A 26,766-nucleotide genomic window follows, 5' to 3' on the forward strand; every position below is an offset into this window, starting at 1 on the left:
TGCCTGCGTCGAGAAGACGCCAAAGTCGGGCCTGCGTTCAGGCGCGGAGAGCAGAACCTTGAGCGCGCCCGCGGCTGTCGACGGGCGCGCTTCCGCTTGTGTCAGATGCTCGACGGGGCGAGCACCGCCTGCATCAAGCTGTTATTCCACTCGCCCGTCACCTTGAAATGGGCGGCCGCGCCCAGTTCGAAGGCTTCGATAAGGTTGTGATTGACATAGGCGTAGATGCCGGGCTGCTCGAAGGTATAGAAGGCCGCGCCTGCCGTGCCGCCGGGGATGAACCATGTTTCCTGGTCGATATCCGGCGGATTGCGGAATTTACCCGTTGCCCAGACATAATCGCCATGGCCGCCGATAAGGTGCGGGCGGGTATCACGGTTCGCCTGCGAATGCACGATCAGCACTTTTTCACCCACGGCGGCCTGAAGGGCGTGTTCTCCCGTTAGCGCGCCAACCGCACCGTTGAAGACGATGTGACTCGGTGTCAGCTTGCGCATCACCTCCAGCGTGTCGGCCATGGCGTCGCCGGCGCTTTCATATTTTTTGAAATTGCCGTTCTCGTCGCGCGGGATGTAGAAGTCCTGCTCGCCGACATAATAGATCTTGTCATAAACGAGCTCCTTGCCGTGGCCGTCCGTCAGGCCCTCACGCGGCAGTACCATGATCGCGCCATTCATGCCCGAGGTGACGTGCCACGGCACCATGCCGGGAGGTGCGCAGTGATAGACGAAGACGCCGGCCTTGGTGGCCTTGAAGCGCAGGATCGCCTTTTCACCGGGGTTGACGATGGTGAGCCCGCCGCCGCCGAGCGCGCCGGTGGCCGAGTGGAAATCGATATTGTGCTGTAGCTCATTGGTATCGGGGTTGATGAGGGTCAGTTCGACATAGTCGTCCTGGTGCACCACCATCAGAGGCCCGGGAACCGAACCGTTGAAGGTCATGGCGTGGACCTCGGTGCCCTTGTCGTCGAGGATCATCTTCTGCTCTTTGATCGTGAGCGTGAACTCGACGATCTTCGGTCCGCCTTCGGCTTTCTGCGTGTGAGCATGCACGAAGGGCGGCTTGACGAGATCAACTTTTACGCGAGGCAGTACTCCAATCTCCGCGTTCGTCAATGGCTTGGCCGCAGCCTTTTTTTCCTCTGCCGCGCTCGCTGTCGATGGCATGATGACCGGAGCTATAGCCCCTGCAAATGCCGCGCCTGCGAGAATATTACGCCGTGTGATGTGGAAGGTTTCCGTCATCATATTTCTCCTGTCCCTCTTGGGGCAGAGCATGCTTCGCTCTGTCCCAGCATTTGTAGTGGAGGTACGAAAATACAATTTGAGATGGAGCAAACTGCGCGTCGGGCCACCTGCGACATTTTGGCAGGCGGTTACGGCTTCATGCGGACGGGTAGCACCGCCTCTTTGCCCGTTCGCAAAGAAGCCTGACGGGCTTGGGTCTAGACATATGTCAAGACCAAGCAAGGAGCATTATAATGAGTGGCAGCCAACCCGTTCCCACCAAAGGACGTAGCCGGCCAAAGGGCGGCATTCCAAGGGGGCTGGCACGCAGCGGCCCGGTTATCTTCTCCTACGGCTTCCGGCCGTTTTTTCTCGGTGGCGCCCTCTGGGCCATCGTGGCGATGGTGTTGTGGATAGCAGCACTTTCCGGCTTCATCGACCTTGGCGGAGATTATGGCGCGCCGAACTGGCATGCCCATGAGATGCTGTTCGGTTTCGCTTCAGCGGTGCTGGCCGGCTTTCTCTTGACGGCTGTGCCCAACTGGACGGGGCGGCTGCCCGTATCGGGCAAACCGCTGGTCTGGCTGTTTGCGCTGTGGTGCGCGGGCCGGATCTTGCTGCTGGTGCCAGGCAAGGTAGGTGTGGTCACCGCCGCAACCGTTGACGGACTTTTCCTGCCGGCACTTCTCACGATCTGCGCGCGCGAGGTCATTGCAGGGCGCAAGTGGAAGGACCTCAAAGTGCTGGGTGGGCTATTGGCGCTTTCCATTGCCAATATCGTTTTCCATTTGGCGGCGATTGAAGGCGACCTGAGCCAGACGGCGACCCGTCTTGCCGTCTCAGCCTACACCGTGCTCGTCATTATCGTCGGCGGCCGGATCGTGCCGAGTTTCACTCGCAACTGGCTGAACCGTTTCGGCCGCACGGATTTTCCTGTGCCCTATAACGGCTTCGACACCGCCGCCATCCTCACCGGCATTGCGGCGCTGGCCACCTGGACAATGGAACCCGAGAGCATGCTGGCCGTGATAACGGCGCTTCTGGCGGCTTTCATGCATGCGATGCGGCTCATCCGCTGGCGCGGCTGGACGACATGGCCGGACCAGGTGCTGGTGGTGCTGCATGCGGCCTATGCCTTCATCCCCGCCGGTTTCATCGCCATCGCGCTGGCGGCTCTCGATGTCATGGATACACGCTCGGTCCTGCATGTCTTCACCGTCGGCGTCATCGGCTGCATGATGCTTGCGGTGATGACCAGAGCGAGTCTCGGCCATACCGGACGAAAGCTCGCGGCTAGCAAAGTTACTATTGCCGCTTATGTGGCGCTGATCGCCTGCGCACTGCTGAGGCCGGCAGCCGAGTTCTTCCCCGGCGCGATGATGCGTCTCTACGCCTGCTCGGCGCTTCTCTGGATCGTGGGTTTCGGTCTGTTCTGCTTCGAGTACGGGCCGATCCTGATGCGCGAGCGCAAACCGCTCAAAGCCTAGAAGGCCTGCTTGCCATACCGCCAAAACAAAACGCCCCGGAAGCAATTTCAGGGGCGTTTCGTTTTCCGGGAGTTTGACTTCTGGTTTAATGCGCGCCGGCACCGGCGCGGATGAAGATGCGAAACGCCGTGCGCGCCTCGTCGAAATTTCCGGCCCATTGATGACCCCGGGCCAGTAGCTCCGGGTAGAGGAAGGTCGGTTCCTGCGGCATCAGCAAGAAGATCACGGAACCTAGGGGAAGACTGTCAAGTGTGGCAAGCGTACGGGTCGTTTGACCCTCGGTCGCCTCATCGCTCAGATCGAGATAGACGACCGGGTCGGGCCATATCTGCGGCTCCTCCGCGTTGCCCGCAAGCGCGGGCGACACGGAAATCTGCTCGGCTTCACTGGATCGCGGCGTGAACAGCACCTCCCAGTCGCCGCCGCCGATTTCCCGAACCTGATGGTTGAAACCGCGTTCGGCCATCACCTTGAACAGTGGACTGGGCCGGAAGGTGGCGTATAATCGCAGCGCCTCACCGGGCGCAAGCCCTGCCACGGCTTCCATGATGGCCGGAAAAGGCTCGCCGCCGCTCAGCAAAAGCGGCCGGACATCGAGTTCCCTGATCATTTCCGTCATTGCATCACCTCATCTGTCGGCTGGCGGCGGCAGGGGCCGTCCGCCAGAGGAATTTTCACCATGCCGCAGGCGCTGGGCTCAATGTTCGGATCCGCAGCAGCATTCGCAGCCGGAGATATCGTCTTCCGAACCTTCGGCCTGTTCTTCCAGGCGGCCGATATCGAGGCGCCAGACGTCCGGACCCTGTTCGAGATATTCCCAGCCGAACTGGCCAGGGAAATTGGTGGCCAGCTGGTAAAGCAGCGGACGGGGATCGTGATCGCTGGTGATCTGTAGCGATTGCCCCTCGGTCAACGCGCCGAGCGCACCGAAAATGCGCGGATGACGTTCGCGATGCGGAATGATGCGCACATCGATATTGGTTGCGGTATGAGCTTCGGACATAGGCTGGCTCCACGGCCGCGGATGGAATGATGCCCGGCGGTGCGGCCGGCCGGCGGACTGGAAAAACCTATCCGCCGTGCGGTTGGGAGACATTGTCGCCGCGCAAACAAACCTGAGATTCGTCAGGTCCGTCTGCGCGACAATCAGCCGGCAAGGCTGCGATAGATTGCCGGCAGCGCCGATGGAAGCTTGGCGATCCTGTTGACGATGGCATAACCGTTCTGGCCGAACATGGCCGGAATATAGGATTGCGCCTTGCTGTCGACGGTCACGCCGAAGACACTGACGCCCGAGCGCCGCGCCTCGGAAACCGCACGACGGCTGTCCTCGATGGCGAAGCGGCCTTCATAGTGGTCGACATCGTTCGGTTTCCCGTCTGTCAGCAGCAGAAGCAGCTTGCGGCGCTCCGGCCTCTCATGCAGCTTGGCGCTGGCGTGGCGGATGGCGGGGCCGATGCGGGTATAGAAGCCGGGCTTCAGCGCCGCAATGCGCCGCTCGACAGCGTGGCCCATTGGCTCCTCGAAATCCTTCACCGTTTCCACCCGCACCCAGGAACGGCGGCGGGAGGTGAAGGTCAGGATGGAGTGACTGTCACCACAGGCGGAAAGCCCGTGCGCCAGCACCAGCAGGGCTTCCTTTTCCACATCGAGAACCCGGCGATTGTCGAACCAGGCATCGGTGGACAAGGACACATCGACGAGGATCGTTACGGCGAGATCATGCGCCTGCGGGCGACTGGCAATATGAATGCGGTCGCTGCCCTGTCCGCCGGCGGTGATATCGCTTCTGGCGCGCACCACCGCGTCAAGATCGAGATCATTTCCGTCAAGCTGGGCGCGCAGCATCTCGTGGCGTGGCCGCAGCACCTCGAATTGCCGCCTGACCCGGCGGATGAGGCTTTTGGTGTCCGGGTCGGGTTCCGGTGCCGTCTTGGCGTCCTTCGCCGGACCGGCGATCACCCGGCAATGATCGGAGAGATAGGTACCGCTGCGATAATCCCATTCGGGATAGGTGAGCTCTGCCGTCAGCGCGGTGTGGTTCAGCGCTTCGGGCGGCAGGTCCAGATCGAAGCGGAAGCGGGCGGAAGGCCGTCCCTTTCTCTCGCCCAGCGTCATATCATCCAGCTCGTCGGCTGCGCTGCCGTCGGCATCGTCGCTGTCGTCAACGGGGCGGTCGACATTGACCATCTCCGCCATGGCGAGGATTTTTTCGAAACGATTGAGGATGAAGGGGCTGCGTTCGGTCTGGCGGTTCTCAGTTTTTTCGCGCACGGCGATATGGCGGGCGGTCTCCGCCCCCTGCGGCGCGGCGCTCGTTGCCGGCTGGTCCTTGCCCTGCCGGGCTTCGGATGTCTCGCGCAGCAGCGTATCCGGCCACAGCGGCACCGGCAGCATCGGCAGGTAGCGTGGCGGCGCTTTGGCCAGAAAGCCGGCGGGTGGCTCATGTCCCTCGATCCCTGCCGCATCGGCCAGCATGGAAAGCACCCGTTGTTCCACCTGCTGTTCGGCCTGCGGCAGTGGCCGCTTTTGCCGCACCGCGAGCATGGCGGCGCATAGCCGGCGATAGCGGGTCTTCATGCCGGGAAAAGTACGGGTTACGGTCTTGGCCAGCTCCGCGGCGCGGTCGAGCCGGGCAAGATCGTTGCGCAGCGGATCGGCAGCCACGACCGGTTTAAGCGGCATCATCGCCATGGCGGCGGCGAGCCAGAGATAAAGATCGCGGTTGAGGCACCGGTCGGGAAACAGATCGAGCATCGGCGGCAGCATCAGCGTGGCATGATCGCGTCCGGGTTGGGCGAGCTTCTCTTCGCCAAGGCCCATGCGCTGGCGCAGCCTCAACCGGTGGCTGGAAGTGCGCGCGCGGGCGGGAGCGATCTGCACCGCGTGTTCACCGCCAAAACCGCGGAAACAAATGGCCAGCACGGCCTGCATATCTTCCAGCTTCACGGCGTGATCCGGAAAGCGCAACCATGTACCGGTATCGCCGATCAGCCTGTGCCAGGCGCGGCCGACGGTTTCTTCCAGTTCCAGAAAGTCCAGCATGGTTTATCCTCATGGCATCAGGCCGGAATGCGAGGGCCTCGCCGCGCATTCCGATACGGATAAAAATGCGCCCTATCGAATGATCGCATCCGCGACTTCATGCAGCGCGGCCTTCACGTCAGGCTCGTCGGTCAGCGGCTCGATCATCGCCGCGCGCACGGCCTGACGGGCGGGAAGGCCGGTATCGATGAGGCTGGCGCAATAAACGAGCAGGCGGGTGGAGACGCCTTCTTCCAGATCGTGACCTTTCAGGCCGCGCAACCGGTGGGCGAGATCGACGAGCGGCTCGACGTCGCGCGCATCGAGCCCGCTTTCATGCGAAACGACGGCAATCTCCTGCTCCTTCGGCAAAAAATCGAATTCAATGGCGACGAAGCGCTGGCGGGTGCTGGGTTTCAGGCTTTTCAGCAGGTTCTGGTAGCCGGGATTGTAGGATACGACGAGCATGAAACCCGAGGGCGCTTCCAGCACCTCGCCGGTGCGCTCCAGCGGCAGGATACGACGGTCGTCGGTGAGCGGATGCAGCACAACGGCCACATCCTTGCGCGCTTCCACAATCTCGTCGAGGTAACATATGCCGCCCTGACGCACGGATCGTGTCAGCGGGCCGTCCATCCACACGGTTTCACCGCCTTTCAGCAGGTAACGACCGGTCAGATCGGCGGCGGCAAGATCGTCGTGACATGAAACGGTCGAAAGCGGCAGGCCGAGTTTCGCCGCCATATGGCTGACGAAACGGGTCTTGCCGCAACCTGTCGGGCCTTTCAGCAGCAGCGGCAATTGCCGCACCCAGGCGCTTTCGAACAGCGTGCATTCATTGCCAAGCGGTGTATAGAACGGCGTGTCCGGCAAAGGCTGCGGCGGGGGGCGGAAAATCGTATTCATGGTCATCTCCATGGTTGGTGGTAAGGACCGGCTCTCCGGGGGAAAAGGAGAGCCGGTCCGTTTCTCATTCGGCGGGCTGCACGAGGCGGGCGACGTCGCCCTGTTTCTGCTTGCCCGGCACCAGGACTGCCCAGATGAACATGACCGCCGAAATGAGAACCGCGAAACCGGAGCCGAGACGGATCCAGTAGAAGATCGCCAGCTGGTCCTGCACATCCATGAAGCTTTCGCCCATGACGCGCTGAAGCTGGATCTGCACCACGCCGGCAAAGGTCAGCGCGAAGGTCATGACCGACATGGCCGTGCACATCACCCAGAAGCTCGTCATCGAAAGCCACTGGTTGTAGGGCGCGCGTTTCTTCATTTCGGGGATGGCGTAGGCCATCATCGCAAGGTTCAGCATCACATAGGCGCCGAAGAAGGCGAGGTGGCCATGCGCGGCGGTAAGCTGCGTGCCGTGGCTGTAATAGTTCACTGAAGACAACGTGTGCAGGAAACCCCAGACGCCGGCGCCGAAGAAGGCCATGACCGAGCAGCCGATCGACCACAGAAGCGCTGCGCGGTTCTCATGCTTGCGGCCGGCCTTCCAGGTCATAACGAAGGTGAAGATGACCATGGTGAAGAAGGGGGCCACTTCCAGCGTCGAGAACAGCGAACCGATCCACTGCCAGTAACCTGGCGCGCCGATCCAGTAATAATGGTGGCCGGTGCCGAGAATGCCCGAAAAGAGGGCAAGGCCGACGATGACATAGAGCCATTTTTCCACCACTTCGCGGTCGATGCCGTTGAGCTTGATCATCAGGAAGGCGAGGATTGACGCCATGATCAGTTCCCACACGCCTTCCACCCACAGATGGATGACGTACCACCAGTACATCTTGTCGAGCGCCAGGTTCATGGGGTTGTAGAAGGCGAAGAGGAAGAAGATCGCCAGACCCCAGAGTCCGAAGAGCAGGATGTTGATGACGGTGGTTTTGCGGCCCTTCAGCGCTGTCATGGTGATGTTGAACAGGAACATCAGGACGACAAGCACGATGCCGACCTTGATCGCAAAGGGCTGTTCGAGGAACTCGCGGCCTTCGTGGATACGGAACATATATCCGACCACGGCAACGGCTGCGGCCACCAGAAAGATCCAGAACTGCGCGATGGCGAGCTTGGGGCTGTAAAGCTCCGTTTCCGTCTCTTCCGGCAGCAGGTAGAAGGTCGAGCCCATGAAGCCCATCAACAGCCACACGACCAGCGCATTGGTGTGGATCATGCGCACGATGTTGAAGGGCAGAAGCTCTGAAAGCGTATTGGGAAGCACGTAGATCGTCGCGGCGACGACGCCGAACAGGATCTGCGCCACGAACAACCCGATTGCGCCGTAAAAATACAGCATGGCGACTTTTTGCGTCTGGTATTTCATCTCGTCATCTCCTTGCCGTCAGCCTCAGCCCGCATCGTTCGGCGGCCAGTTCTGCGTCTTGATCCGGCTCGTCCATTCGAGGAAGTCGACGAGATCATCCAGTTCCTGTTCGGTGAGATTGAATTGCGGCATCTGGCGCCGGCCCTCGATGCCGGTGGGCTGGGCTGCCATCCAGGCCTTGATGGAATCGCGCGCCGCATCCTTGTCGTCCACGCCGCCATAGCGCTTCCAGACATTGCCGAGTTCGGGCGCGAAATAGGCGCCTTCGCCGAGCAGCGTGTGACAGTTGATGCAGGAATTTTTCTCCCACACATGTTTGCCGCGTGCGACGCTTTCGGTCAGCGTGCTTTCATCCGTCGAGGTGGTGCGCATGTAATAATGGCTATGGGCGGTCAGCCCGACGAATATGGCGAAGAAGAAGATGGAGCCGCCGTAAAAGACGTTTCGCGCTCCTGTTTTGGTCAGGCGTTCTGCCATGCCAATGGTCCTTTCCATCCGGAAGACCGCTTATGCGGACTGGCTTGATCGAACCCTCTTGCCGGAATTTGCCGGCAGCTTCGGGTCTCGCCCCTTTCTAGCCGCTGGCCGCCGGCGTTCTTTGCCATTTGGCAAACAAGTGCAGAGGTGATGTGGTCCGCCTTTTCAGAGCGACAAAATGCCCTGCAGGAGCGCCCGCAGCAGGGCTGCGGCGGCAAAGATGGCCGGCCATGCCAGAAGTGCTGTGCGCAGCAGGCCACGCTCTTCGCGAAAGCCGAGAAAGTCGTCGATGACGCGTCTGGATTTTAGGAGCGCGAAAAGCAGCATCAGGCAAGCGGCGGCGACCGGTGGCAGAAGCGCCGCTTTCCACGATGTCACGACGGCCGTACCGGCGAGAACGAGAATGGCGAGTGCTGCAAAACTTCTTGCAAGCTGGTGGGAGGTGCGGTGGATCATGATGTCAAACCAGATAAATAACGGGAAAAATGACGATCCAGACGAGATCGATGACATGCCACAGCGTCGTCACCAGCGTGACGTTCTCGTTTTTCGGGAAGACTGCGACGAGAAACAGCAGCACGGCCACGAAGACGACATGCAGCAGATGGAAGCCGGTGAGCAGAAAATAGAGCTCGAAGAAAGCGCCATAGGCGGGATCGGAGGCGAATGCGATTTCGGTGGAGTATTCATAGAGTTTTACGCCGACGAAAACGAAGCCCAGCAGGCCGGCAAGCGCGAGCGCCCGCCTTCTGCCCGCCAGCGCGGTGGGGCGACTGGCCGCAACGGCCGCCTGCCAGCCGCTCGCCGCCAAAATCAGCGTATTGAGGCCGGCAAGTTGTGGCTGCAGATGCTGGCGCGCGGCGGCAAATGCATCGGGATTGAGGGTGAAGGCAATGATGAAGGCGCCGGTCAGCGCGCCGAAAGCGGCAAGTTCGCTCCAGACCAGAATCCACAAAAGCAGGTTTCCGCTTTCCTCTTCCGTATTGATCGCCATGGTCTTGTCCGTAATGGTAAAACAGCAAGCCACGCTTAGGCGTCCTCAAACCCCGCTTCTTTGCGGTCGGTCAAAGAAGGGAGCGTGCAAAGTCCTATTGTCATGACAAAGCGCAACTCTGGAAAATGGAGCTTCCCATGAACGACGCGCAGGTCGGGCTGATTGTCGCAACCCCTATTATCGTTGGCTTTGCGGTGCTGTTGTACCGTATGGGTGTGTTGCAGCGCATGGGTGCGGTTTCCGCCGTGCTTGCCTCCGTGGCCATTGCTTCGGTGCTGTTCCTGAACCAGTAAGAAAGCAGTCACATGCTTGAACTTGTCGCCGCTCTTTCGCTTTTCGTGGCGCTGCATTCCATTCCCGCCGTACCTGCCGTGCGCGGCCGGCTGATTGCGGCTATCGGCAGGCCCGCCTATTTCGGGAGTTATTCCGTCGTCTCGCTTCTGACGCTGGGCTGGGTATTTTATGCCGCGCTGTCGGTCGATTATATTCCGCTTTGGGATGTCGCGCCTTGGCAGGCGCATGTCACGTTTCTCGCTGCTCCAATTGGCCTGTTTTTCGTGCTGGCCGGCCTCCTCAGCGTCAATCCGCTTTCCATTTCCGTGCGGCAGGGAGATATACCTGGGGCAATCGTGCGCATCACGCGGCACCCGGTACTCGTCGGCTTTCTGTTCTGGTCGTTGGGGCATGTCGTTCCGAATGGCGATCTGCGCTCCGTCATCCTGTTCGGCGGCTTTGCACTGTTTTCGCTTGGCGGGATGGCCATGACGGAAAAACGCGCGCGGAAAAGACTGGGTAATGCATGGAGCGCGGCGGCTGCTAAAAATGCAACGATCCCTTTCGCAGCAATGCTTTCCGGCAAAACGCGCCTTGCCGTGGACGGGCCGATGCTGCTCGCCGCGGCGCTGACAGGATTGACGGTGTGGTGGCTGCTGGCCGGCGGCCATGTCATGCTTTTCGGCGCGGACCCCATGGCCTATCTCTGATCGTTCAGCGCGCCTTCACCTTATGCGGCCGCCATATCGGCGCCTGCGGCGCGGGCGCGATACCGAGCTGATCGATGGCGCGGGCGGCGAGCTGATCGACAATATCGAAGACGCGTTGCGGCCGGTTGTAAAAGGCCGGCACCGGCGGCATGACGATCGCACCTGCCTCCGTCACCGTACACATGTTGCGCAGATGGATGAGATGCAGCGGCGTCTCGCGCGTCATCAGCACAAGTTTCCGGCGTTCCTTCAGATGCACATCGGCGGCGCGGGTGAGAAGATTGTCCGAAAACCCGGTTGCAATGGCCGTAAGTGTGCGCATGGAGCAGGGCGCAACGATCATGCCTTTGGTCGGAAAGGAGCCGCTGGCAATTGCCGCGCCGATATCATCGACGGCGTGGTTGACGCTGGCGAGCGACAACATGCGCCCCATGGCTTGCGCACCTTCCTCATGCAGCACGGTACGCTTGGCGGATTGCGACAGGACGAGATGGATTTCGACGCTTTCCATCGCGGCGAGGCGCTCGACGATCCGCAACGAAATGCCGGCACCCGAGGCGCCGGTGACGCCAACCACGACGCGGCACGGGGTCATGGCCGTTCTCCTAGGCCAAGATCACGCCACATCAGATCCACTTTCGCGATCACGTCAGGCGTCATCGACAGCACACGGCCCCATTCGCGCTCCGTTTCCGGCGGCAGCTTGCGGGTGGCGTCCAGGCCCATCTTGCCGCCGAGCCCGGGTTTCGGCGAGGCGAAGTCGAGATAATCGATAGGCGTATCGTTTATGATCATCGTATCGCGCGAGGCGTCGAAACGGGTTGAGAGCGCCCAGACGACATCTGCCCAGTTGCGCACATCAATGTCGGGATCGACCAGAATGATGAGCTTCACATAGCTGAACTGCGGCAGCATCGACCAGAGGCCCATCATCACCCGCTTTGCCTGACCGGGATAACGCTTGTCGATGGAAGCGACCATGACGCGGTAGGAACAGGCGTCCGGCGGCATCCACAGATCGACAATTTCCGCAAACTGCTTTTTCACGAGCGGCAGGAAAATGTCGAGCATGGCTTCGCCGAGAACCGAAGGCTCATCCGGCGGCCGGCCGGTATAGGTGGAAAGATAGATCGGATCGCGGCGCATGGTGATTGCCGAGAGCGTCATGACCGGGAAGGATTCGACCGAATTATAATAGCCGGTATGGTCGCCATAGGGACCTTCGAGTGCCTTTTCCGTTACTGAGACGGTCCCTTCCAGTACGATTTCGGCATTGGCGGGCACCGGCATCGGCACGGTCAAGGCTCTGGCAATGCGGCTTTTCGAGCCGCGCAGCAGGCCGGAGAAGCCAAGCTCGCTGATATGGTCGGGAAGCGGCATGACGGCGGCGAGAATGGTGGCGGGATCGGCACCGATGGCGACGGTAACGGGCATATCCAGCCCGCGCGCTCGCCACAGCCGGTGGTGATGCGCGCCGCCGCGATGCGCCAGCCAGCGTATAATCACCCTGTCCGGGCCCAGCACCTGCATGCGATAGATGCCGACATTGATATCATCGGGATCGTCAGGCGAACGGGTGATGACCAGCGGCCAGGTGACGAGCGGGGCCGGTTCGCCCGGCCAGCACCATTGCACCGGCAGGCGGGCGAGGTCGACAGCATCGCCCGTCAGCACCCTTTCCTGCACCGGCGCGCGTGAGACGTTGCGTGTCCGCATCGAAAGTGCGGCTTTCAGCAAATGCAGCTTACCCCATGCCTCGGCCATGGATTTCGGTGGTCGCGGCTCGCGTAATTCGGCGAGCTTTTGTCCAAGTGCGGGCAGGCCGCCGGTCTCAAGCCCCAGCCCCCACTCGATACGTTGCCGCGTGCCGAAAAGATTGGCAAGCAGCGGCATGTCCCGCACCTTTGCCTCATGGTCGACGGGTTGCTCGAAAAGCAGCGCCGGCCCGCCATCGGCGAGCACGCGGCGGTGGATTTCGGTGATTTCGTGCAACAGCGAGACCGGCTGGCGAATTCGCCGCAGCTGCCCGCGTTCTTCCAGCAACCGGGCGAAACTGCGCAGATCGGCTGCGTGGGCGGGTTTAGTTTCTGTTTTCTCGTCTCTCATGCCGCCTGTTTGCCGATGGCAGTGCGGCATGTCCTTGCGCTGCCGCAAATGCGGCTTCAATGCGAACGAAGATAGTCGGCGAGAACCAGGGCGTGGTTATGTTCGATATCATGGGCGGCATAAAGCAGCGTGACCCGGCCTTTCGCCATCAGCTCCTTCATGTGCGCCACGGCATCGGGATTGGCCGAGAGTTCCTTATGATAATGCCGGGTAAATTCCTCAAAGCGAGACGGTATATGGGAGAAGTTTTTGCGCAATTCGTTGCTGGGAGCGATGTCCTTCATCCACAGGGAGAGCTTTGCGTTGTCCTTGCTCATGCCGCGCGGCCAGAGCCGGTCCACCAGAATGCGCGCGCCGTCATCGTCGCTGGCGGGTTCGTAAATCCGTTTGACCCTTAAATCGGACACGGGCGGCCTCCGTCGCTTGGCAAGTGAATGAATTATAGCGGCTTTTGTGAAGGCGCACCCGAAAATTTCCCTGTCTTTGCGTTCGCTCAAACCGCCACCCCGCGCGCTGCGGTTAGGTTGCCGCCCGCAACTGAGCCGACAGGACCTTTCATGAGATCTTTTCCCGCCGCCATCGCCCGCCCCCTGAATTTCCTACCCCTTGCCGTGTTGCAGCGAGCGACGGCGGCGATGCTGGCACAGATCATGAAGCGGCATCCGTATATGTTCGTCCGGCTCGGTGAACATCGTGGCAAGCGCTACGCCTTTCTGCCCGTCGATCTCCCCTTCGCCTTCATGGTCGAGCCGGCAGGTCCCGCCATCACCGTCAGCCGCAAGGCTCGCTTGGCCAAGGCGGATGCGGCGGTCGAGGGACCGCTTTTCATGCTGCTTGCGCTGATGGAGGGGCGGCAGGATGCCGATGCGCTGTTCTTTTCGCGTGATCTCAGCGTCACCGGCGACATGGAGGCGATGCTGGCGCTGCGCAATGCGCTCGATGACAGCGGCATCGATCTGCCGCGCGATCTCGGTGCATTTGCTGGACCTTTCGCGCCAATGGTAACGGGCCTTGCGAACCGCCTGCGCGGCCATGTTCTATCCGAAACGCGGGGAGGCGAGGCATGGAACTGATCTGTCCTGCAGGAACGCCTGCCGCCTTCCGCGAGGCCGTGGATGCCGGGGCGGATGCGGTCTATTGCGGTTTTAGCGATGAAACCAATGCCCGCAATTTCCCCGGCCTTAATTTTTCCCGCGAGGAACTTGCCGAGGCCATCGTTTACGCAAAAAAGCGCGGTGTACAGACCTTCGTGGCGCTCAACACCTTCATGCGTGCTGGCAATGAGGATATCTGGTATCGCGGCGCGGCCGATGCCGTGAAGGCGGGGGCGGACGCACTTATCCTTGCCGATTTCGGCCTGATGGCGCATGTGGCGGAACATCATCCGCAGCAGCGTATCCACGTCTCCGTGCAGGCCTCCGCCTCCAATGCGGATGCGGTGAATTTCCTCGTCGATGCCTTCGGCGCGAAACGCGTGGTGCTACCGCGCACCCTGACTATCCCCGACATCGCCCGGTTGGCGCGGCAAATCCGCTGCGAGATCGAAATTTTCGTGTTCGGCGGTCTCTGCGTCATGGCGGAGGGGCGCTGCTCGCTGTCGTCTTACGCCACAGGCAAGTCACCCAACATGAACGGCGTCTGTTCGCCGGCAAGCCACGTCCGCTACCGGCAGGACGGGCAGGCGCTGGTGTCGGAACTTGGCGATTACACCATCAACCGTTTTCCGGCCGGCGAGGCGGCGGGTTACCCCACGCTGTGCAAGGGCCGTTTCGAGATCGCCGATGACAGGTCCTATGCCTTTGAGGATCCGGTGTCGCTTGATGTGATGGACCAGATCGATGCCTTGCGCGAGGCGGGCGTCAGCGCACTGAAGATCGAGGGCCGCCAGCGCGGCAAGGCCTATGTGGCGGAAGTGGTTTCCACCCTGCACCGGGCGCTGGCCGCTAGCGCCGAAGAACGGGGACGGCTGCTCTCGCGCCTGCGGCTCCTAAGCGAAGGCCAGCGCACCACCGTCGGCGCTTATGAGAAACGCTGGAGATGACGGCGATGGCAAAACCCGCAAAAACCACATTGGCGCTCGGCCCGGTCCTCTATCTCTGGCAGGGGGAGAAATGGCGCGATTTCTATTTCCGCATCGCCGATGAAGCGCCCGTCAGCCATGTTTATCTCGGTGAAACCGTCTGCTCCAAACGGTTTCATTTCACCGAGCCGCATCTGGCAGAGGTGATCGAGCGGCTGGAGAGTGCCGGAAAACAGGTGATCCTCTCGACGCTTTCGCTGGTGACGCTGGAGCGGGAAAGCCGCCACCTGCGCAGTCTGATCGCCGACAGTCCCTATCCGGTCGAGGCGAACGATCTTTCCGCGCTCGGCATGCTGCACGGCACCCCGCATGTCGTCGGGCCGATGGTGAATGTCTATAATGCCGCGACCGCGCGGTTGCTGTCGTCTCGCGGCGCGAGCGCCATCTGCCTGCCGCCGGAACTGCCGATGACCTCGGTGGAGCGCATCGTGGCGCAGACGCCTGATGTGGACTTTGAGATCTTCGCCTTCGGCCGCCTGCCGCTCGCCATTTCGGCGCGCTGCGCCCATGCCCGCGCCAAGGGCAATATCAAGGATAATTGCCAGTTCGTCTGCGGCGACGATCCGGATGGATTGCCAGTACGCACGCTTGACCGGCAGTCGTTTCTGGCGCTGAACGGCGTACAGACGGTGTCGCATACCTGCCAGTCGCTGCTTGGCGAATTGCAGGACCTAGCCGCCGCCGGCATTTCCCGCTTCCGGCTGTCGCCGCAGGACTGCGACATGGTTGCGGTGGCGCAAATCCATCACGACGTTCTGGCCGGCAGGCGGGAGGCGGAAGACGGTCTTGCACGTCTCGGGCAAATCTACCCGGACGTGCCCTTTTCCAATGGTTTCCACCACGGGCAGGAAGGGGCGGCCTGGATCGCCCGTGCCCGCAATACGGCGCATGGGGTGAATGCATGACGACGAACGGGCAAAGCGAGCAAAAGCTGCCCGCAGCGGCACCGGGCGGAGCGGATATCGCGGCGGCAATCCATCTGGTGCGCGATATTGTCTTGCAGAGCGCGCTTGATTGCAGCTGCCGCGACAGGGTGCACGAGGCGCTGCGCGAACTCGAGGATTTCGAGCGCCAGCGCAATATCGTCAAGCTTCTTGCCGCCGCCCGTGAGGAGCGTCGCAAGATCGCGCTCCTTACCGAGATGCTCTGCGATTTCGCCGAAGACGACACGGTGGATGAAGGCGTGGTTGAAACCGCAAGCCTGATGTTTCTCGATATCGCCGCCGCCGCTCAGGAGGGCTCGCGGCTCCTGCGGGACGCGCTCTCACTCGAGAAGGGTGAATAATCCCTGTTTTCGGCTCTGTTTGATCCTGCGCAAAGAGCGGGCGCTTGCAAAATGTCATTTCCGGGGTGGCGACGCGCCGGGACCGGAAAACGGTCTGAGCGGGCGTCACGCGCATCAGGGCGCTTCCGGCGCGAAAGGATCAGGACCATGGCCCATCATTTCACCCGTCGTCAGGCTCTTTCGGCCTTTTCCGCGCTCGCGGTGGCGACACTAGCCGCACCGCATGTCGCGAAGGCGGAAGCGCCGCTCACCTTTTATGGCCCTCCGGCCGCGCCCTCCGCCGTGCTGGCCCATGCGGTAAAGGGCGGGTTCCTGAAGGATGTCGCACCCGGAGCATTCTTCAAAGCCTGGAAAACACCGGATGAAATGCGCGCCGCCGTTGCCTCCGGCTCCATGGGGGCGGTGGTGATGCCGAGCTACGGCGCCGCCAATCTCCATAATCGCGGTCTCGGCCTCGGGCTGTTGAACGTGCTGACCACGGGCCTGCTCTATATCGTTTCGAAAGACGAGACGCTGAACTCCCTTAAAAGCCTTTCCGGCAAGACGCTCGCTTTGCCGTTCAAGAATGATATGCCCGATTTCGTGCTGCATCGCCTCGTTGCCGAAAACGGCTTGAAGTCCGGCGACATCAAGCTGGAATATGCCGCCTCGCCGCCGGAAGCTGTGCAATTGCTGCTGACGGGCAGGGTGGATGCGGCGCTGCTCAGCGAACCGGCCGCAACCGCTGTGCTGATCAAGGCGAAGTCGTTTTTCATGACCGTCCATCGCACCATTGATATTCAGCGGGAATGGGCGAAGGTGGCCGGCAAGGCTGAAATTCCGCAGGCTGGCCTCGCCTTGACATCGCTGGTCCAGCAAAAGCTTGGCAAGTCCGGCATAGAGGCTCTACAGGCCGCCATGGAGACGGCGCTTGCCAGCGCTATGGCCGATCCGAAGGCGGCGGCCGCTGCGGCCGCTGATGCCTTGGGTTTCCCGCCTGACATCATCGCGGCCTCCTTCCCGACAAGTCATCTATGCGCCCTTAAGGCGAGCGCTGCGCGCGCCGATCTCGAGGCGTTTTACGATGAACTTGCCAAGGCAGACCCGGCAATCATCGGCGGCCGGCGGCCGGATGAAGGGTTTTATCTGGTGTAGCAGGCATGAACCGCGTTCTCGAAAGTCTTGGTTGGATGGGCCGCTATCTCTGGGCGGGCTGGGCCGGGCTCTCAGGCATTTTCTGTTTTCTCGCCGCCTGGCAGGCCGGGCACGAGATTTATGGCTCCTTCATCCTGCCTTCGCCGGGGGAGACCTTCGCGGCAATGGGGCTTTTGGCGGCGCGGCCCGATTTCCTCGCTATCCTGGCGCAGAGCGCCGTCAGGGCCCTGACCGGCTTCGGTATCGCCGCCGGCATCGGCACGGTAGCGGGCGTGCTGGCGGGTTATTCCTTCGCGGCCATGCGGTTGATGAAGCCTGTCGTCACCGTTCTACTCGGCGTGCCGCCCATCGGCTGGATCGTGCTGGCGCTCATTTGGTTCGGCTCGTCCGGCGGCACGGCTGTCATGACCGTCATTATCGCCTCGGCTCCCGTGTCCTTTGCCGGCGCGCTGGAAGGTGTCGCCAAGCGGGACCGTCAGCTGGAGGTGATGGCGCAGGCCTTCGGCGGTCCGTGGTTTTACCGGCTGCGCACCGTCACCATGCCGCATGTTCTCTCCTACCTCTTCCCGGCCTGGACGACGACGGCGGGAAGCGCGTGGAAAGTAACCGTCATGGCCGAGCTCCTTTCGAATTCCGGCGGCATTGGCGGCGAACTGGCCACCGCACGCGCGCTGTTCGACATTGCGCAGGTCAGCGCCTGGCTCACCATCACGGTCGGCCTTGCACTGTTGACCGATTACGGCCTGCTGCATCTGTTGCGCGAGGCGCTGGAACGCTGGCGCGCCGCCGGACTGCCATGGGGTGTCAAACGATGAGCGACCGTTCCATCCTGCGTTTCGAACATGTCGGCCACGCCTTTCTCGGCCGCAGCCTGTTCGAGAATTTCGATCTCGGCATAGCGCCGGGGGAAACCGTGGCGCTGCTCGGCCCCTCCGGCAGCGGCAAGACGACGATTTTACAGATCGCGGCTGGTATCATCGATCCTGTTCGCGGCCGCGTGCACCGCCATTATCGCCGGCAGGGTCTGGTGTTTCAGGAGCCGAGGCTGCTGCCGTGGATGACGCTTATCGACAATATTGCCTACGGCCTTGCGGCGGCCGGCTTGCCGAGACGGGAGCGGCGCGAAAGGGCGGGCCTTTTTGCGCTGGAGGTCGGTCTGGAGGTGGCTGATTTCGGCAAATATCCGGTGGAACTCTCCGGCGGCATGCGCCAGCGCGCCGGCGTGGCGCGGGCGCTCGCCGTGGAGCCGGACATGCTGTTTCTGGATGAGCCCTTCAGCGCCGTCGATGTCGGCCTGCGCCGTCATTTGCAGGAGCTTCTGGTGGGCGCCGCCCGTCGGCGCGGTTTTTCCACCCTTCTCGTCACCCATGATCTTCATGAGGCGTTGCTGGTTGCCGACAGGCTGATCGTGCTCTCCGGCGTCGATGGCCGAGTCATTGCCGCGCATAAGCCCGCGGGTTCGCCGGGCCGGCGCATGGCGCGTACGGTTTTCGACGAAGCGGAACGCCTGTCCGAGAGCCCGGCCTTCGCCGAATTGTTTTCAGCAAGGGAGCGGGTGCGATGAGGCAGCCCCCCATCCTTTCCGAAGCCCTGCGGCTGTTTTTCCCTCTGGCCGCACTGCATGGTGCGGGCTGGCCCCTCCTGTGGATCGTCATCGGTGGTTATGCCCTGCCTTTCGCCGATGCGGTGCCTGCATCGCAATGGCACGCCCATGAAATGATCTACGGCACCTATGGCATGGCGCTTGCCGGTTTCCTTGGCTCGGCGGTGCCGGAATGGACGGATACGAAGCCGGCGCAGGGACGAACGCTGCTTCATCTCGCCGGTCTCTGGTTGCCGGGCCGCCTTATCGGCTTTCTCGGGATGGAGGCAGGGAGCCTGTTTGCAGGTTTTTTCGATCTCGCCTTTCTGCTCGCGCTCTCTGTTCTCATCGCCAGGGCGATGCTGGCGCGGCGCACGATGAAACACCTGGCGTTCCTTATCTGGCTTCTTCTGTTTACGGCGGCTGAAGCCGGTGTGCGTTATGCCTGGTGGAGCGGCGATCTCGAACTTGCATCCCGCATGCTGGAGGCGGCGCTGTGCATTTTCACCGTGCTGTTTTCGCTTTCCGCCGCACGTATCAATGTGGTCGTCATCAATCTGGCGCTCGATCCCGGCGGCGAGACCACGCCTTACCGGCCGCATCCCGGCCGCCAGCATATGGCAGGCGCCATGGTGACGCTTTACATGGCGGCGAAACTTTTCTTTCCGCAGAGCGATGTCTGCGCCTGGCTTTCGCTTGCGGCCGGCGCCGCCTTTTTCGACCGGCTGGCCGAATGGTTCATCGGGCGTGCCGTCTTTAAGACCGAGGTGCTGTTGCTCGGCCTCGGCAACGCCTTTGCGGGCGTGGGTTTTCTGGCGCTCGGCGCGACACGGCTCGGTTTTTCCGTTACGCCCGCCGCAGGGCTGCATCTGCTCTCGGTCGGGGCGCTTGGATGCGCCATCATGGCCGTCTTCATCATTGCCGGGCTGCGGCATACGGGCCGCAATCTGACGCATCTTCCATGGCAGGCGCATGTGGCCGCCCTTTTGATGGCGATGGCCGGGCTGGTCCGCATCCTCCCGGAATTCGACTTTGCCGCAACATTGTCTCCCTATCACCATGGCCTCAGCGCCGTTTTGTGGGCGGTGAGCTTCGGGGTCTGGTTGCAGAGTTTCCTGCCCTTCATGCGCGCGCCTGGCATGGACGATGCAGGAGCCTGCGGATGAGAGCGAGACACTGTTTGCCCGTCTAATGTTTATTTTTTGAGCAGAAGCACAATGCGAAATCAGTGATTTAGGCGAGCCGTCTTGATGAATGTTAATTTTGATAAATAATCAATAAAATCAAGTGGTTGAATATTTCTGTCTTTTGGGGGATGATGACTCGAAACGAATAGGAAACGCGAATATGCCTAAAATAGTCGCGCCTCAACACGCAGATGAAAAGCCAGGTCGGACGAGGGAACTTGTGACCTTCGCCGTTCTGGCCTTCGGAATCTGGCCCATTCTGGCGGTCGGATTTGTTGGAGCCTATGGCTTTATCGTCTGGATGTTCCAGATCATTTACGGCCCGCCGGGGCCGCCCGGACATTGAGGGCGAGATGATGATGGAAGTCTCTCTCAGCCGGCGCGATTTCCTGCGCGGCGGGCAAAAAAATAGACCACGCATCTGCCCCCCCGGGGTCGCGTTGAGCGACCTCGCCGCGTGCAGCGGTTGCGCAAAATGCGTCGAGGCCTGTCCTACCGGCATCATCGCCATGGCGGACGGTTTGCCTTGCGTGGATTTCTCCGCCGGGGAATGCACCTTTTGCGGCAAATGTGCTGAGGCCTGTCCCGAGCCGGTCTTTGCTGCCCCCACGGCACAGCGCTTCGGTCACGTCACGGCGATCGGTGAGGGGTGTCTCGCCTTCGGCAATATCGATTGTCAGGCCTGCCGCGATGCCTGTCCGACCGAGGCCATCCGGTTTCGGCCCCGGCGCGGCGGCCCCTTCGTTCCGGAACTGCTGGAAGATGCCTGCACCGGCTGCGGGGCCTGCGTGTCCGTCTGCCCGGCTGGCGTGATCGAGATCAAAGATAGAGCCACGGAGATGCAATATGCCTGAAAATACAGGCCGGTATCATGTTTCAAGCGCCGTGGTGGCGGTGATGCCGCAGATGCGGGACGCCGTGCTGGCAACGCTTTCGACGCTCGACAATGTCGAGGTTCATGGCGAGGGCAACGGCAAGATCGTCATCGTCATAGACGGCACGAGCACCGGCATGCTGGGCGATACGCTCACTTATATTTCGACGCTCGACGGTGTGATTGCCGCCAACATGGTTTTCGAACACGTCGACACAGAGGAGACAAGCGGCGATGAGCAGCGAACTGACGCGGCGTGATCTATTGAAGGCCCATGCCGCCGGCATTGCGGCGGCAACGGCGGGCATTGCGCTGCCGGCCGCCGCCCAGCCGGTGCCAGGCGGGGTTTCCGCATTGCAGATCAAGTGGTCCAAGGCGCCCTGTCGTTTCTGCGGCACGGGCTGCGGCGTCATGGTCGGCGTCAAGGAAGGCAAGGTCGTCGCCACCCATGGCGACATGCAGGCGGAGGTCAATCGCGGCCTCAACTGCATCAAGGGCTATTTCCTGTCCAAGATCATGTATGGCAAGGACCGGCTGCAAACTCCGCTTCTGCGCAAGAGAAACGGCGTCTACGCCAAGGATGGCGAGTTCGAGCCTGTGAGCTGGGACGAGGCCTTCGACGTCATGGCCACGCAGTGCAAGCGGGTGTTGAAGGAGAAGGGACCGACGGCCGTCGGCATGTTCGGCTCCGGCCAATGGACGATCTTCGAAGGTTACGCCGCAACCAAGCTGATGCGTGCCGGCTTCCGCTCCAACAATCTCGATCCTAATGCCCGTCACTGCATGGCGTCTGCTGCCTATGCCTTCATGCGCACCTTCGGCATGGACGAGCCGATGGGCTGTTACGATGATTTCGAACATGCCGATGCCTTCGTGCTCTGGGGTTCGAACATGGCGGAGATGCATCCCATCCTGTGGACGCGCATTGCCGACCGGCGTCTGGGCTTCGACCATGTGAAGGTGGCAGTGCTTTCGACCTTCACTCATCGCAGCATGGACCTTGCCGATATTCCGATGGTCTTCAAGCCGGGCACGGATCTCGTCATCCTCAATTACATCGCCAACCACATCATCAAGACCGGACGCGTCAACGAAGACTTCGTGAGGAACCACACGAAATTCGTGCGCGGTGTCACCGATATCGGTTATGGCCTGCGGCCCGACAATCCGGTTGAGGTGAATGCCGCCAATTCCGCCGATCCAACCAAGACCGAAGCGATCGATTTCGAGACCTTCAAGGAATTCGTCTCCGAATACACGCTGGAAAAGACCGCAGCCATGACCGGCGTTGAAGCCGGTTTTCTGGAGGAGCTGGCCGAGCTTTATGCCGACCCGAAACGCAAGGTCATGTCGCTGTGGACCATGGGTTTCAACCAGCATGTTCGCGGCGTCTGGGCCAACCAGATGGTCTATAACATCCATCTTTTGACGGGTAAGATTTCCGAGCCGGGTAATAGCCCGTTCTCGCTCACCGGCCAGCCCTCGGCCTGCGGCACGGCGCGTGAGGTGGGAACCTTCGCCCACCGCCTGCCTGCCGACATGACGGTGACCAACCCCGAGCACCGCAAACATGCCGAAGAAATCTGGCGCATTCCCCACGGCATCATCCCGGAAAAGCCGGGTTATCACGCCGTCCAGCAGGACCGCATGCTGCATGACGGCAAGCTGAATTTCTACTGGGTGCAGGTCAATAACAACGTACAGGCAGGTCCCAACACCAAGAACGAGACCTATCAGGGATATCGCAACCCGGAAAACTTCATCGTTGTTTCCGATGCCTATCCGACCATCACGGCTATGAGCGCCGACCTCATCCTGCCCGCCGCCATGTGGGTGGAAAAGGAGGGGGCCTATGGCAATGCCGAGCGGCGCACCCATGTCTGGCACCAGCTTGTCGAGGCCTCGGGTGAGGCGCGTTCCGATCTCTGGCAGCTGGTGGAATTCTCCAAGCGCTTCACCACGGATGAGGTGTGGCCGGCGGAGATACTGGACGCCAATCCCGCCTATCGCGGAAAGACGCTGTACGAGGTGCTCTTCAAGGACAGCGATGTCGGCAAGTTCCCGCTGAGCGAGATCAATGCTGAATACGAAAACCAGGAAGCAAAACACTTCGGATTCTATCTCCAGAAGGGTCTTTTTGAGGAATATGCCGCCTTCGGGCGGGGCCACGGCCATGATCTGGCGCCCTATGATGCCTATCACGAGGTGCGCGGCATGCGCTGGCCGGTGGTGGAGGGCAAGGAAACGCTGTGGCGTTACCGGGAGGGTTACGACCCTTATGTAAAGCCGGGCGAGGGCGTGAAATTCTACGGCAACAAGGACGGCAAGGCGGTCATCATTGCCGTGCCTTACGAACCGCCGGCGGAATCCCCGGATGCGGAATTCGATACCTGGCTGGTGACGGGCCGCGTGCTGGAGCACTGGCATTCCGGTTCCATGACCATGCGTGTGCCGGAACTCTACAAGGCGTTCCCGGGCGCCCGCTGTTTCATGAATGCCGACGATGCGCGAAAGCGCGGCCTCAATCAGGGCGCGGAAATCCGCATCGTGTCGCGCCGCGGCGAAATACGTTCCCGGGTGGAGACGCGCGGCCGCAACCGCATGCCGCCAGGCGTCATCTTCGTTCCCTGGTTCGATGCCAGCCAGCTCATCAACAAGGTCACGCTCGACGCAACCGATCCCATCTCCAAGCAGACGGATTTCAAGAAATGCGCAGTCAAGATAGAGCCAGTCGCATGATCAGGAAACACGGATGGATCGCCGCCACGCTTCTGGTCGTGGCGTTGGCGACGGGGGCCGTTGCGCAGATGGTGCCGGAATTGTCCGGCCCGCGCGGTGATGCCATGCAGACCGAACCCGCCAAACCCCTGCCGAAATGGGTGGTCGACGATTTTAGACGCATGCGCGCTTACCCGGAGCAGCCGCCAGTCATCCCGCATTCGATCGACGGTTACCAGCTTTCGGTCAATGCCAACCGCTGTCTTTCCTGTCACAAACGCGAGTTCACGCAGGATTCCGGCGCGCCGATGATCAGCGTCACCCACTATATGACGCGCGAAGGCCAGATGCTGGCGGACGTTTCGCCGCGCCGTTATTTCTGCACCGCCTGCCATGTCCCGCAGGCTGATACCCGACCGCTTGTGCCCAGCACGTTTGAGGACATGAGCACGATGGGCGTCAAACCGGCGGGTAGCGAATGATGATTACCCGTGTGAAGAAACTTCTCGCCTGGCTATGGGCGGTTCTGACGACGCCGGCTGGCACGCTCAGCCTCGCCTTCCTGACGCTAGGCGGCTTCGTCGGTGGCGTGATGTTCTGGGGCGCCTTTAACACCGCGCTCGAGATGACCAACAAGGAAGCCTTCTGCATTTCCTGCCACGAGATGCGTGCCAATGTTTATGAGGAACTGACTCGAACGGTGCATTTCTCCAACCGTTCCGGCGTGCGCGCCTCCTGTCCCGATTGCCACGTGCCGCATGAATGGACCGACAAGATCGCCCGCAAAATGCAGGCCTCCAAGGAAGTCTGGGGCAAGATTTTTGGTACAATCGACACCCGCAAGAAGTTTCTAGACAAGCGGCTGGAACTTGCCCAGCACGAATGGTCGCGCCTCAAGGCCAATGACAGTCTGGAATGCCGCAACTGCCACTCCTCCGTCGCCATGGACTTTACCAAACAGACACAGCGCGCCGCCGATATCCATTCCAAATATCTGCTGACGGGCAAGGCCACCTGCATCGACTGCCACAAGGGCATCGCCCATGAACTGCCGAACATGGAAGGCATCGACCCGGGTTGGAAAATGCCGCCGGCCCTCAACGATGAACCAGGACAGACGGCATCTGCGATCGATGATCTGCGGCGGGCGATGAGCGATGTGCACCGCAACGTATTCTAGGACCCCCCTGGTTCCAAAGAGAGCCTTCGATCGCCGCGCCGTCTGTGCGGGCGTCGAAGCCTATGAGGCAGCCGGGCCGTGCGGTCATGCGCGATCCGTTCGAACAGGACACCGGCGACGATCGTTAAACCGGAAATCCTCCGCAGGAGGGAAGCTGCGCGAACTATGGCCCATGCTGATCTGCTCGAGGTCGGATGCAATCGTCTTGAAAAAATAATCGTCTTTCAGGAGGACGGTAGCGGCATTCGGCTCACCATCGAGGCGATTTATCCATAAAAGTGATATCCAGCTCATGCGCAGGCGAGACCAGTTCGTTTTATCGGATTTCTCACAAGCAAAATCGAGGACAGTAACAACCGTTTATCAGGATATCGCTGATGAACATGGTTCTTCGTATGAAATCCTGGTAACGCCGCTTTGCGTAGGTCGGCGTATTTGCTGGACAAGCACATGCGGTTCGCGAATTTTCGAGAGAGACGGCAATCCATGAATTTCCAACGGGTCTCCGCCAAGACTTGTCTGACGGAGCCCGGGTTAGCCGCACTTCGGAATTTTGCCGTGGTGTTAACCATACATAAAATCGCCGCTCCAAGGTCTCTTCGGTTATGTTAACAGTTGGTGAAAATCGCGATCGGGTTGGACCAACGACGTGAGCTTTGTGCTGGAGAAACACTGGGATCGGCTCCTTAAGGAGATTGCAGCGTGTGAAGTGGCGGTTAGAGAAATCGAAACCGACCTTCGACTTCGTGCTATGTCGAACGACGCCAGCGACAGGGAGTTGGCTCTCCTGCGGCGGCTGAAACATGAAAAGGCCGATTTGCTTTATCGTTGCCAAAACCTCCGAGAAGCCTTCATCGCGTTGCTGGATAAAAGCAGTATCGCGGCTGAATAGGTTCCAAGGTCGGAGTTGCGGGCTGACTTTGGACTTACTTTTATCGATTTTGTCAGGCGTTCGTGGTCCCGGCTTTGGAGACGTGGCCCGAAGCTCGCACTGGGTCATCCCTGCCAAGTTCTCCGGCTGGCCCTGGGTGACTTGCAGTTTCCGGCAGCCATGCCGGCGTGATGCGGCGATGGGCCGAGGCTGGCAGCATCTGCCCTGGAGGCTCGGCAGAACGCGCGCATAATTAATACTGCCTAATGCAAACAGTCGCGAGACGTTCCCCATACCCGAGCCACGCTCCGCCTCGAGCCACCTGAGGATATGCCCGTGTTGCAAGGGTTTCGTGGGAAGCTGTTCATCGTAGAGCAGCGCCTTATACACACATTTGCGTGCCGTCGGCGGTTGCAGGCAGCAGCAGCCATCGTCCTGAGCTCGGTTCGATCAATACGTGCTCAGTCCGTTACTGGAGTGGGACGTTGACACCGCAATCGTTGACGTGGATATCCACGATCAGACACTGCTGAATGTGTCGATTGTACTGGAGAACGTCAAAATGCCGTCCGTTTTCGCGAACCGGGCCAAATCGAACGACTGCGGTAAACTCTATGACCGGCGATAGCGCGGAACTTCGCAAATAGCCGACGCGCTTTTCGGTCCACCCGGAACGCCGTCCGCTATCACTGATAGTCGCTCGACAATCGATCGTTGTCGGAAAGACGCTCGATGCCTGGGCGAGGACGAGCAGTGAATTCCCGCAAAGCGACGCCTCGCAATGTCGCGAGTAACTCTACATCGATCCTGGAGTCGTGATCGGCGCCCGGAAAATCCCGGATGATCTCGCCTATCGTTTTTTCAACAAGCCGGCTCTGCATCCGCTCGTCAGCGGTAAACCGCGCGGCCCAGCGAGAAAGGAGGCGTCGAAGTGGACATTCCTGGAAATCGGATGGTTTGAGCACGCAGCCGTCCTCCACACGATATAGGCGGGAGCACGTAGTAACCCTCAGGTGCCACCGCCTATGTATTCGGTTGGTGACACTGCAAAAAAGTGTAACACGTCTCGTGGAGGAGTCGAGCGATTAGATTTCAAGGGTACGGAGTTGCAGCCCGGTAGCAGGCCGTCGCTGGCGGTCTGATGGCTTTTGAAGGCATAACTTGCTTGCGATGCGAGCAAAAAGAAACCCTCCAGAGCGGAGGGTTCGAAGGTGTGCAACCATGACAGGCTGCAAGCGCAT

The 26,766-nt window shown here is 60.9% G+C and carries 31 protein-coding genes; 18 read left to right on the forward strand and 13 right to left on the reverse strand.

What is annotated here, in order from left to right:
• Window positions 1-101: 101 nt before the first annotated feature.
• Window positions 102-1,244: a copper-containing nitrite reductase gene (gene nirK, locus EYD00_RS24585; protein WP_034499549.1), complete on the reverse strand. Its 1,143-nt coding sequence runs from the start codon at window positions 1,242-1,244 to the stop codon at window positions 102-104.
• 236 nt (window positions 1,245-1,480) lie between these two features.
• Here nirK and EYD00_RS24590 point away from each other — a divergent pair, with 236 nt between their 5' ends.
• The gene (locus tag EYD00_RS24590) at window positions 1,481-2,713 is read left to right on the forward strand and encodes an NnrS family protein (RefSeq protein ID WP_034499551.1); all 1,233 of its coding nucleotides are present in this window, start codon (window positions 1,481-1,483) and stop codon (window positions 2,711-2,713) included.
• A gap of 85 nt (window positions 2,714-2,798) precedes the next feature.
• Here the strand turns inward: EYD00_RS24590 and EYD00_RS24595 are convergent, their stop codons facing one another.
• The 8 genes from EYD00_RS24595 to EYD00_RS24630 all read right to left on the reverse strand — a co-directional run bounded on the left by EYD00_RS24595 (window position 2,799) and on the right by EYD00_RS24630 (window position 9,525).
• Window positions 2,799-3,332: a DUF2249 domain-containing protein gene (locus EYD00_RS24595; protein ID WP_034499553.1), complete on the reverse strand. Its 534-nt coding sequence runs from the start codon at window positions 3,330-3,332 to the stop codon at window positions 2,799-2,801.
• A gap of 78 nt (window positions 3,333-3,410) precedes the next feature.
• Window positions 3,411-3,716, reverse strand: a complete 306-nt coding sequence (locus tag EYD00_RS24600) for a DUF2249 domain-containing protein (protein WP_034499555.1) — start codon at window positions 3,714-3,716, stop codon at window positions 3,411-3,413.
• Between the two features lie 143 nt (window positions 3,717-3,859).
• On the reverse strand, window positions 3,860-5,758 hold the full coding sequence (locus tag EYD00_RS24605; RefSeq protein ID WP_034499557.1) for a nitric oxide reductase activation protein NorD: 1,899 nt from the start codon (window positions 5,756-5,758) through the stop codon (window positions 3,860-3,862).
• Window positions 5,759-5,830: 72 nt separating this feature from the next.
• Window positions 5,831-6,643: a CbbQ/NirQ/NorQ/GpvN family protein gene (locus EYD00_RS24610; RefSeq protein WP_022557546.1), complete on the reverse strand. Its 813-nt coding sequence runs from the start codon at window positions 6,641-6,643 to the stop codon at window positions 5,831-5,833.
• Between the two features lie 64 nt (window positions 6,644-6,707).
• Window positions 6,708-8,054 carry a nitric-oxide reductase large subunit gene (locus EYD00_RS24615; RefSeq protein ID WP_003585385.1) on the reverse strand — a complete coding sequence of 449 codons (1,347 nt, stop codon included), beginning with the start codon at window positions 8,052-8,054 and terminating at the stop codon, window positions 6,708-6,710.
• A 24-nt stretch (window positions 8,055-8,078) separates the two neighbouring features.
• On the reverse strand, window positions 8,079-8,531 hold the full coding sequence (locus EYD00_RS24620; protein WP_022557547.1) for a c-type cytochrome: 453 nt from the start codon (window positions 8,529-8,531) through the stop codon (window positions 8,079-8,081).
• A 165-nt stretch (window positions 8,532-8,696) separates the two neighbouring features.
• Window positions 8,697-8,987, reverse strand: coding sequence for a hypothetical protein (locus tag EYD00_RS24625; protein WP_034499560.1), 291 nt, complete (start codon window positions 8,985-8,987; stop codon window positions 8,697-8,699).
• Between the two features lie 4 nt (window positions 8,988-8,991).
• Window positions 8,992-9,525 (reverse strand): cytochrome c oxidase subunit 3, encoded by a 534-nt coding sequence (locus tag EYD00_RS24630; protein ID WP_034499562.1) that lies wholly within the window; start codon window positions 9,523-9,525, stop codon window positions 8,992-8,994.
• Between the two features lie 137 nt (window positions 9,526-9,662).
• Here EYD00_RS24630 and EYD00_RS24635 point away from each other — a divergent pair, with 137 nt between their 5' ends.
• On the forward strand, window positions 9,663-9,818 hold the full coding sequence (locus EYD00_RS24635; RefSeq protein ID WP_022557550.1) for a hypothetical protein: 156 nt from the start codon (window positions 9,663-9,665) through the stop codon (window positions 9,816-9,818).
• 12 nt (window positions 9,819-9,830) lie between these two features.
• Complete coding sequence (locus tag EYD00_RS24640; protein WP_022557551.1) at window positions 9,831-10,508, forward strand: NnrU family protein; 678 nt, start codon at window positions 9,831-9,833, stop codon at window positions 10,506-10,508.
• Window positions 10,509-10,512: 4 nt separating this feature from the next.
• Here EYD00_RS24640 and EYD00_RS24645 read toward each other — a convergent pair whose 3' ends face one another.
• The 3 genes from EYD00_RS24645 to EYD00_RS24655 are packed head-to-tail and all read right to left on the reverse strand — an operon-like array spanning window position 10,513 to window position 13,021.
• Complete coding sequence (locus EYD00_RS24645) at window positions 10,513-11,103, reverse strand: UbiX family flavin prenyltransferase (protein WP_034499564.1); 591 nt, start codon at window positions 11,101-11,103, stop codon at window positions 10,513-10,515.
• Complete coding sequence (locus EYD00_RS24650; protein WP_034499565.1) at window positions 11,100-12,614, reverse strand: UbiD family decarboxylase; 1,515 nt, start codon at window positions 12,612-12,614, stop codon at window positions 11,100-11,102. The genes EYD00_RS24645 and EYD00_RS24650 overlap by 4 nt, the downstream gene beginning before the upstream one ends.
• A 56-nt stretch (window positions 12,615-12,670) precedes the next feature.
• Window positions 12,671-13,021, reverse strand: a complete 351-nt coding sequence (locus EYD00_RS24655) for a DUF488 domain-containing protein (protein ID WP_022557554.1) — start codon at window positions 13,019-13,021, stop codon at window positions 12,671-12,673.
• 150 nt (window positions 13,022-13,171) lie between these two features.
• Between EYD00_RS24655 and ubiT the strand changes: the two genes are divergently transcribed.
• The 15 genes from ubiT (at window position 13,172) to EYD00_RS24730 (ending at window position 25,546) form a co-directional block, all read left to right on the forward strand.
• Window positions 13,172-13,687 carry a ubiquinone anaerobic biosynthesis accessory factor UbiT gene (ubiT, locus tag EYD00_RS24660; RefSeq protein ID WP_034499567.1) on the forward strand — a complete coding sequence of 172 codons (516 nt, stop codon included), beginning with the start codon at window positions 13,172-13,174 and terminating at the stop codon, window positions 13,685-13,687.
• The gene (gene ubiU, locus EYD00_RS24665) at window positions 13,678-14,655 is read left to right on the forward strand and encodes a ubiquinone anaerobic biosynthesis protein UbiU (RefSeq protein WP_022557556.1); all 978 of its coding nucleotides are present in this window, start codon (window positions 13,678-13,680) and stop codon (window positions 14,653-14,655) included. The genes ubiT and ubiU overlap by 10 nt, the downstream gene beginning before the upstream one ends.
• A 5-nt stretch (window positions 14,656-14,660) precedes the next feature.
• Window positions 14,661-15,599, forward strand: coding sequence for a ubiquinone anaerobic biosynthesis protein UbiV (gene ubiV, locus EYD00_RS24670; protein ID WP_034499926.1), 939 nt, complete (start codon window positions 14,661-14,663; stop codon window positions 15,597-15,599).
• Window positions 15,596-15,979: a hypothetical protein gene (locus EYD00_RS24675; protein ID WP_034499569.1), complete on the forward strand. Its 384-nt coding sequence runs from the start codon at window positions 15,596-15,598 to the stop codon at window positions 15,977-15,979. Before ubiV ends, EYD00_RS24675 begins: the two co-directional genes overlap by 4 nt.
• A gap of 147 nt (window positions 15,980-16,126) precedes the next feature.
• Complete coding sequence (locus tag EYD00_RS24680) at window positions 16,127-17,113, forward strand: ABC transporter substrate-binding protein (RefSeq protein WP_034499571.1); 987 nt, start codon at window positions 16,127-16,129, stop codon at window positions 17,111-17,113.
• 5 nt (window positions 17,114-17,118) lie between these two features.
• The gene (locus tag EYD00_RS24685; RefSeq protein ID WP_034499573.1) at window positions 17,119-17,928 is read left to right on the forward strand and encodes an ABC transporter permease; all 810 of its coding nucleotides are present in this window, start codon (window positions 17,119-17,121) and stop codon (window positions 17,926-17,928) included.
• Window positions 17,925-18,677, forward strand: coding sequence for an ATP-binding cassette domain-containing protein (locus tag EYD00_RS24690; RefSeq protein WP_034499575.1), 753 nt, complete (start codon window positions 17,925-17,927; stop codon window positions 18,675-18,677). Before EYD00_RS24685 ends, EYD00_RS24690 begins: the two co-directional genes overlap by 4 nt.
• Window positions 18,674-19,861: an NnrS family protein gene (locus EYD00_RS24695; protein ID WP_034499577.1), complete on the forward strand. Its 1,188-nt coding sequence runs from the start codon at window positions 18,674-18,676 to the stop codon at window positions 19,859-19,861. The genes EYD00_RS24690 and EYD00_RS24695 overlap by 4 nt, the downstream gene beginning before the upstream one ends.
• 181 nt (window positions 19,862-20,042) lie before the next feature.
• Window positions 20,043-20,228 (forward strand): periplasmic nitrate reductase, NapE protein, encoded by a 186-nt coding sequence (napE, locus tag EYD00_RS24700; protein WP_022557563.1) that lies wholly within the window; start codon window positions 20,043-20,045, stop codon window positions 20,226-20,228.
• A 7-nt stretch (window positions 20,229-20,235) separates the two neighbouring features.
• On the forward strand, window positions 20,236-20,736 hold the full coding sequence (locus EYD00_RS24705; RefSeq protein ID WP_034499579.1) for a ferredoxin-type protein NapF: 501 nt from the start codon (window positions 20,236-20,238) through the stop codon (window positions 20,734-20,736).
• Window positions 20,729-21,016 carry a chaperone NapD gene (locus EYD00_RS24710; protein ID WP_003520944.1) on the forward strand — a complete coding sequence of 96 codons (288 nt, stop codon included), beginning with the start codon at window positions 20,729-20,731 and terminating at the stop codon, window positions 21,014-21,016. The genes EYD00_RS24705 and EYD00_RS24710 overlap by 8 nt, the downstream gene beginning before the upstream one ends.
• Window positions 20,991-23,495, forward strand: a complete 2,505-nt coding sequence (napA, locus tag EYD00_RS24715; protein ID WP_034499581.1) for a periplasmic nitrate reductase subunit alpha — start codon at window positions 20,991-20,993, stop codon at window positions 23,493-23,495. Before EYD00_RS24710 ends, napA begins: the two co-directional genes overlap by 26 nt.
• On the forward strand, window positions 23,465-23,956 hold the full coding sequence (locus tag EYD00_RS24720) for a nitrate reductase cytochrome c-type subunit (protein WP_034499927.1): 492 nt from the start codon (window positions 23,465-23,467) through the stop codon (window positions 23,954-23,956). Before napA ends, EYD00_RS24720 begins: the two co-directional genes overlap by 31 nt.
• Complete coding sequence (locus EYD00_RS24725) at window positions 23,953-24,654, forward strand: cytochrome c3 family protein (protein ID WP_081859578.1); 702 nt, start codon at window positions 23,953-23,955, stop codon at window positions 24,652-24,654. Before EYD00_RS24720 ends, EYD00_RS24725 begins: the two co-directional genes overlap by 4 nt.
• Before the next feature lie 649 nt (window positions 24,655-25,303).
• Window positions 25,304-25,546 carry a hypothetical protein gene (locus tag EYD00_RS24730; protein WP_034499583.1) on the forward strand — a complete coding sequence of 81 codons (243 nt, stop codon included), beginning with the start codon at window positions 25,304-25,306 and terminating at the stop codon, window positions 25,544-25,546.
• A gap of 665 nt (window positions 25,547-26,211) precedes the next feature.
• On the opposite strand, the gene EYD00_RS24735 is transcribed toward EYD00_RS24730, so the two are convergent.
• The gene (locus tag EYD00_RS24735) at window positions 26,212-26,490 is read right to left on the reverse strand and encodes a hypothetical protein (protein WP_034499585.1); all 279 of its coding nucleotides are present in this window, start codon (window positions 26,488-26,490) and stop codon (window positions 26,212-26,214) included.
• Between the last annotated feature and the right edge of the window lie 276 nt (window positions 26,491-26,766).

Source organism: Agrobacterium sp. 33MFTa1.1 (assembly GCF_004328495.1).
Lineage (GTDB): Bacteria > Pseudomonadota > Alphaproteobacteria > Rhizobiales > Rhizobiaceae > Agrobacterium > Agrobacterium pusense.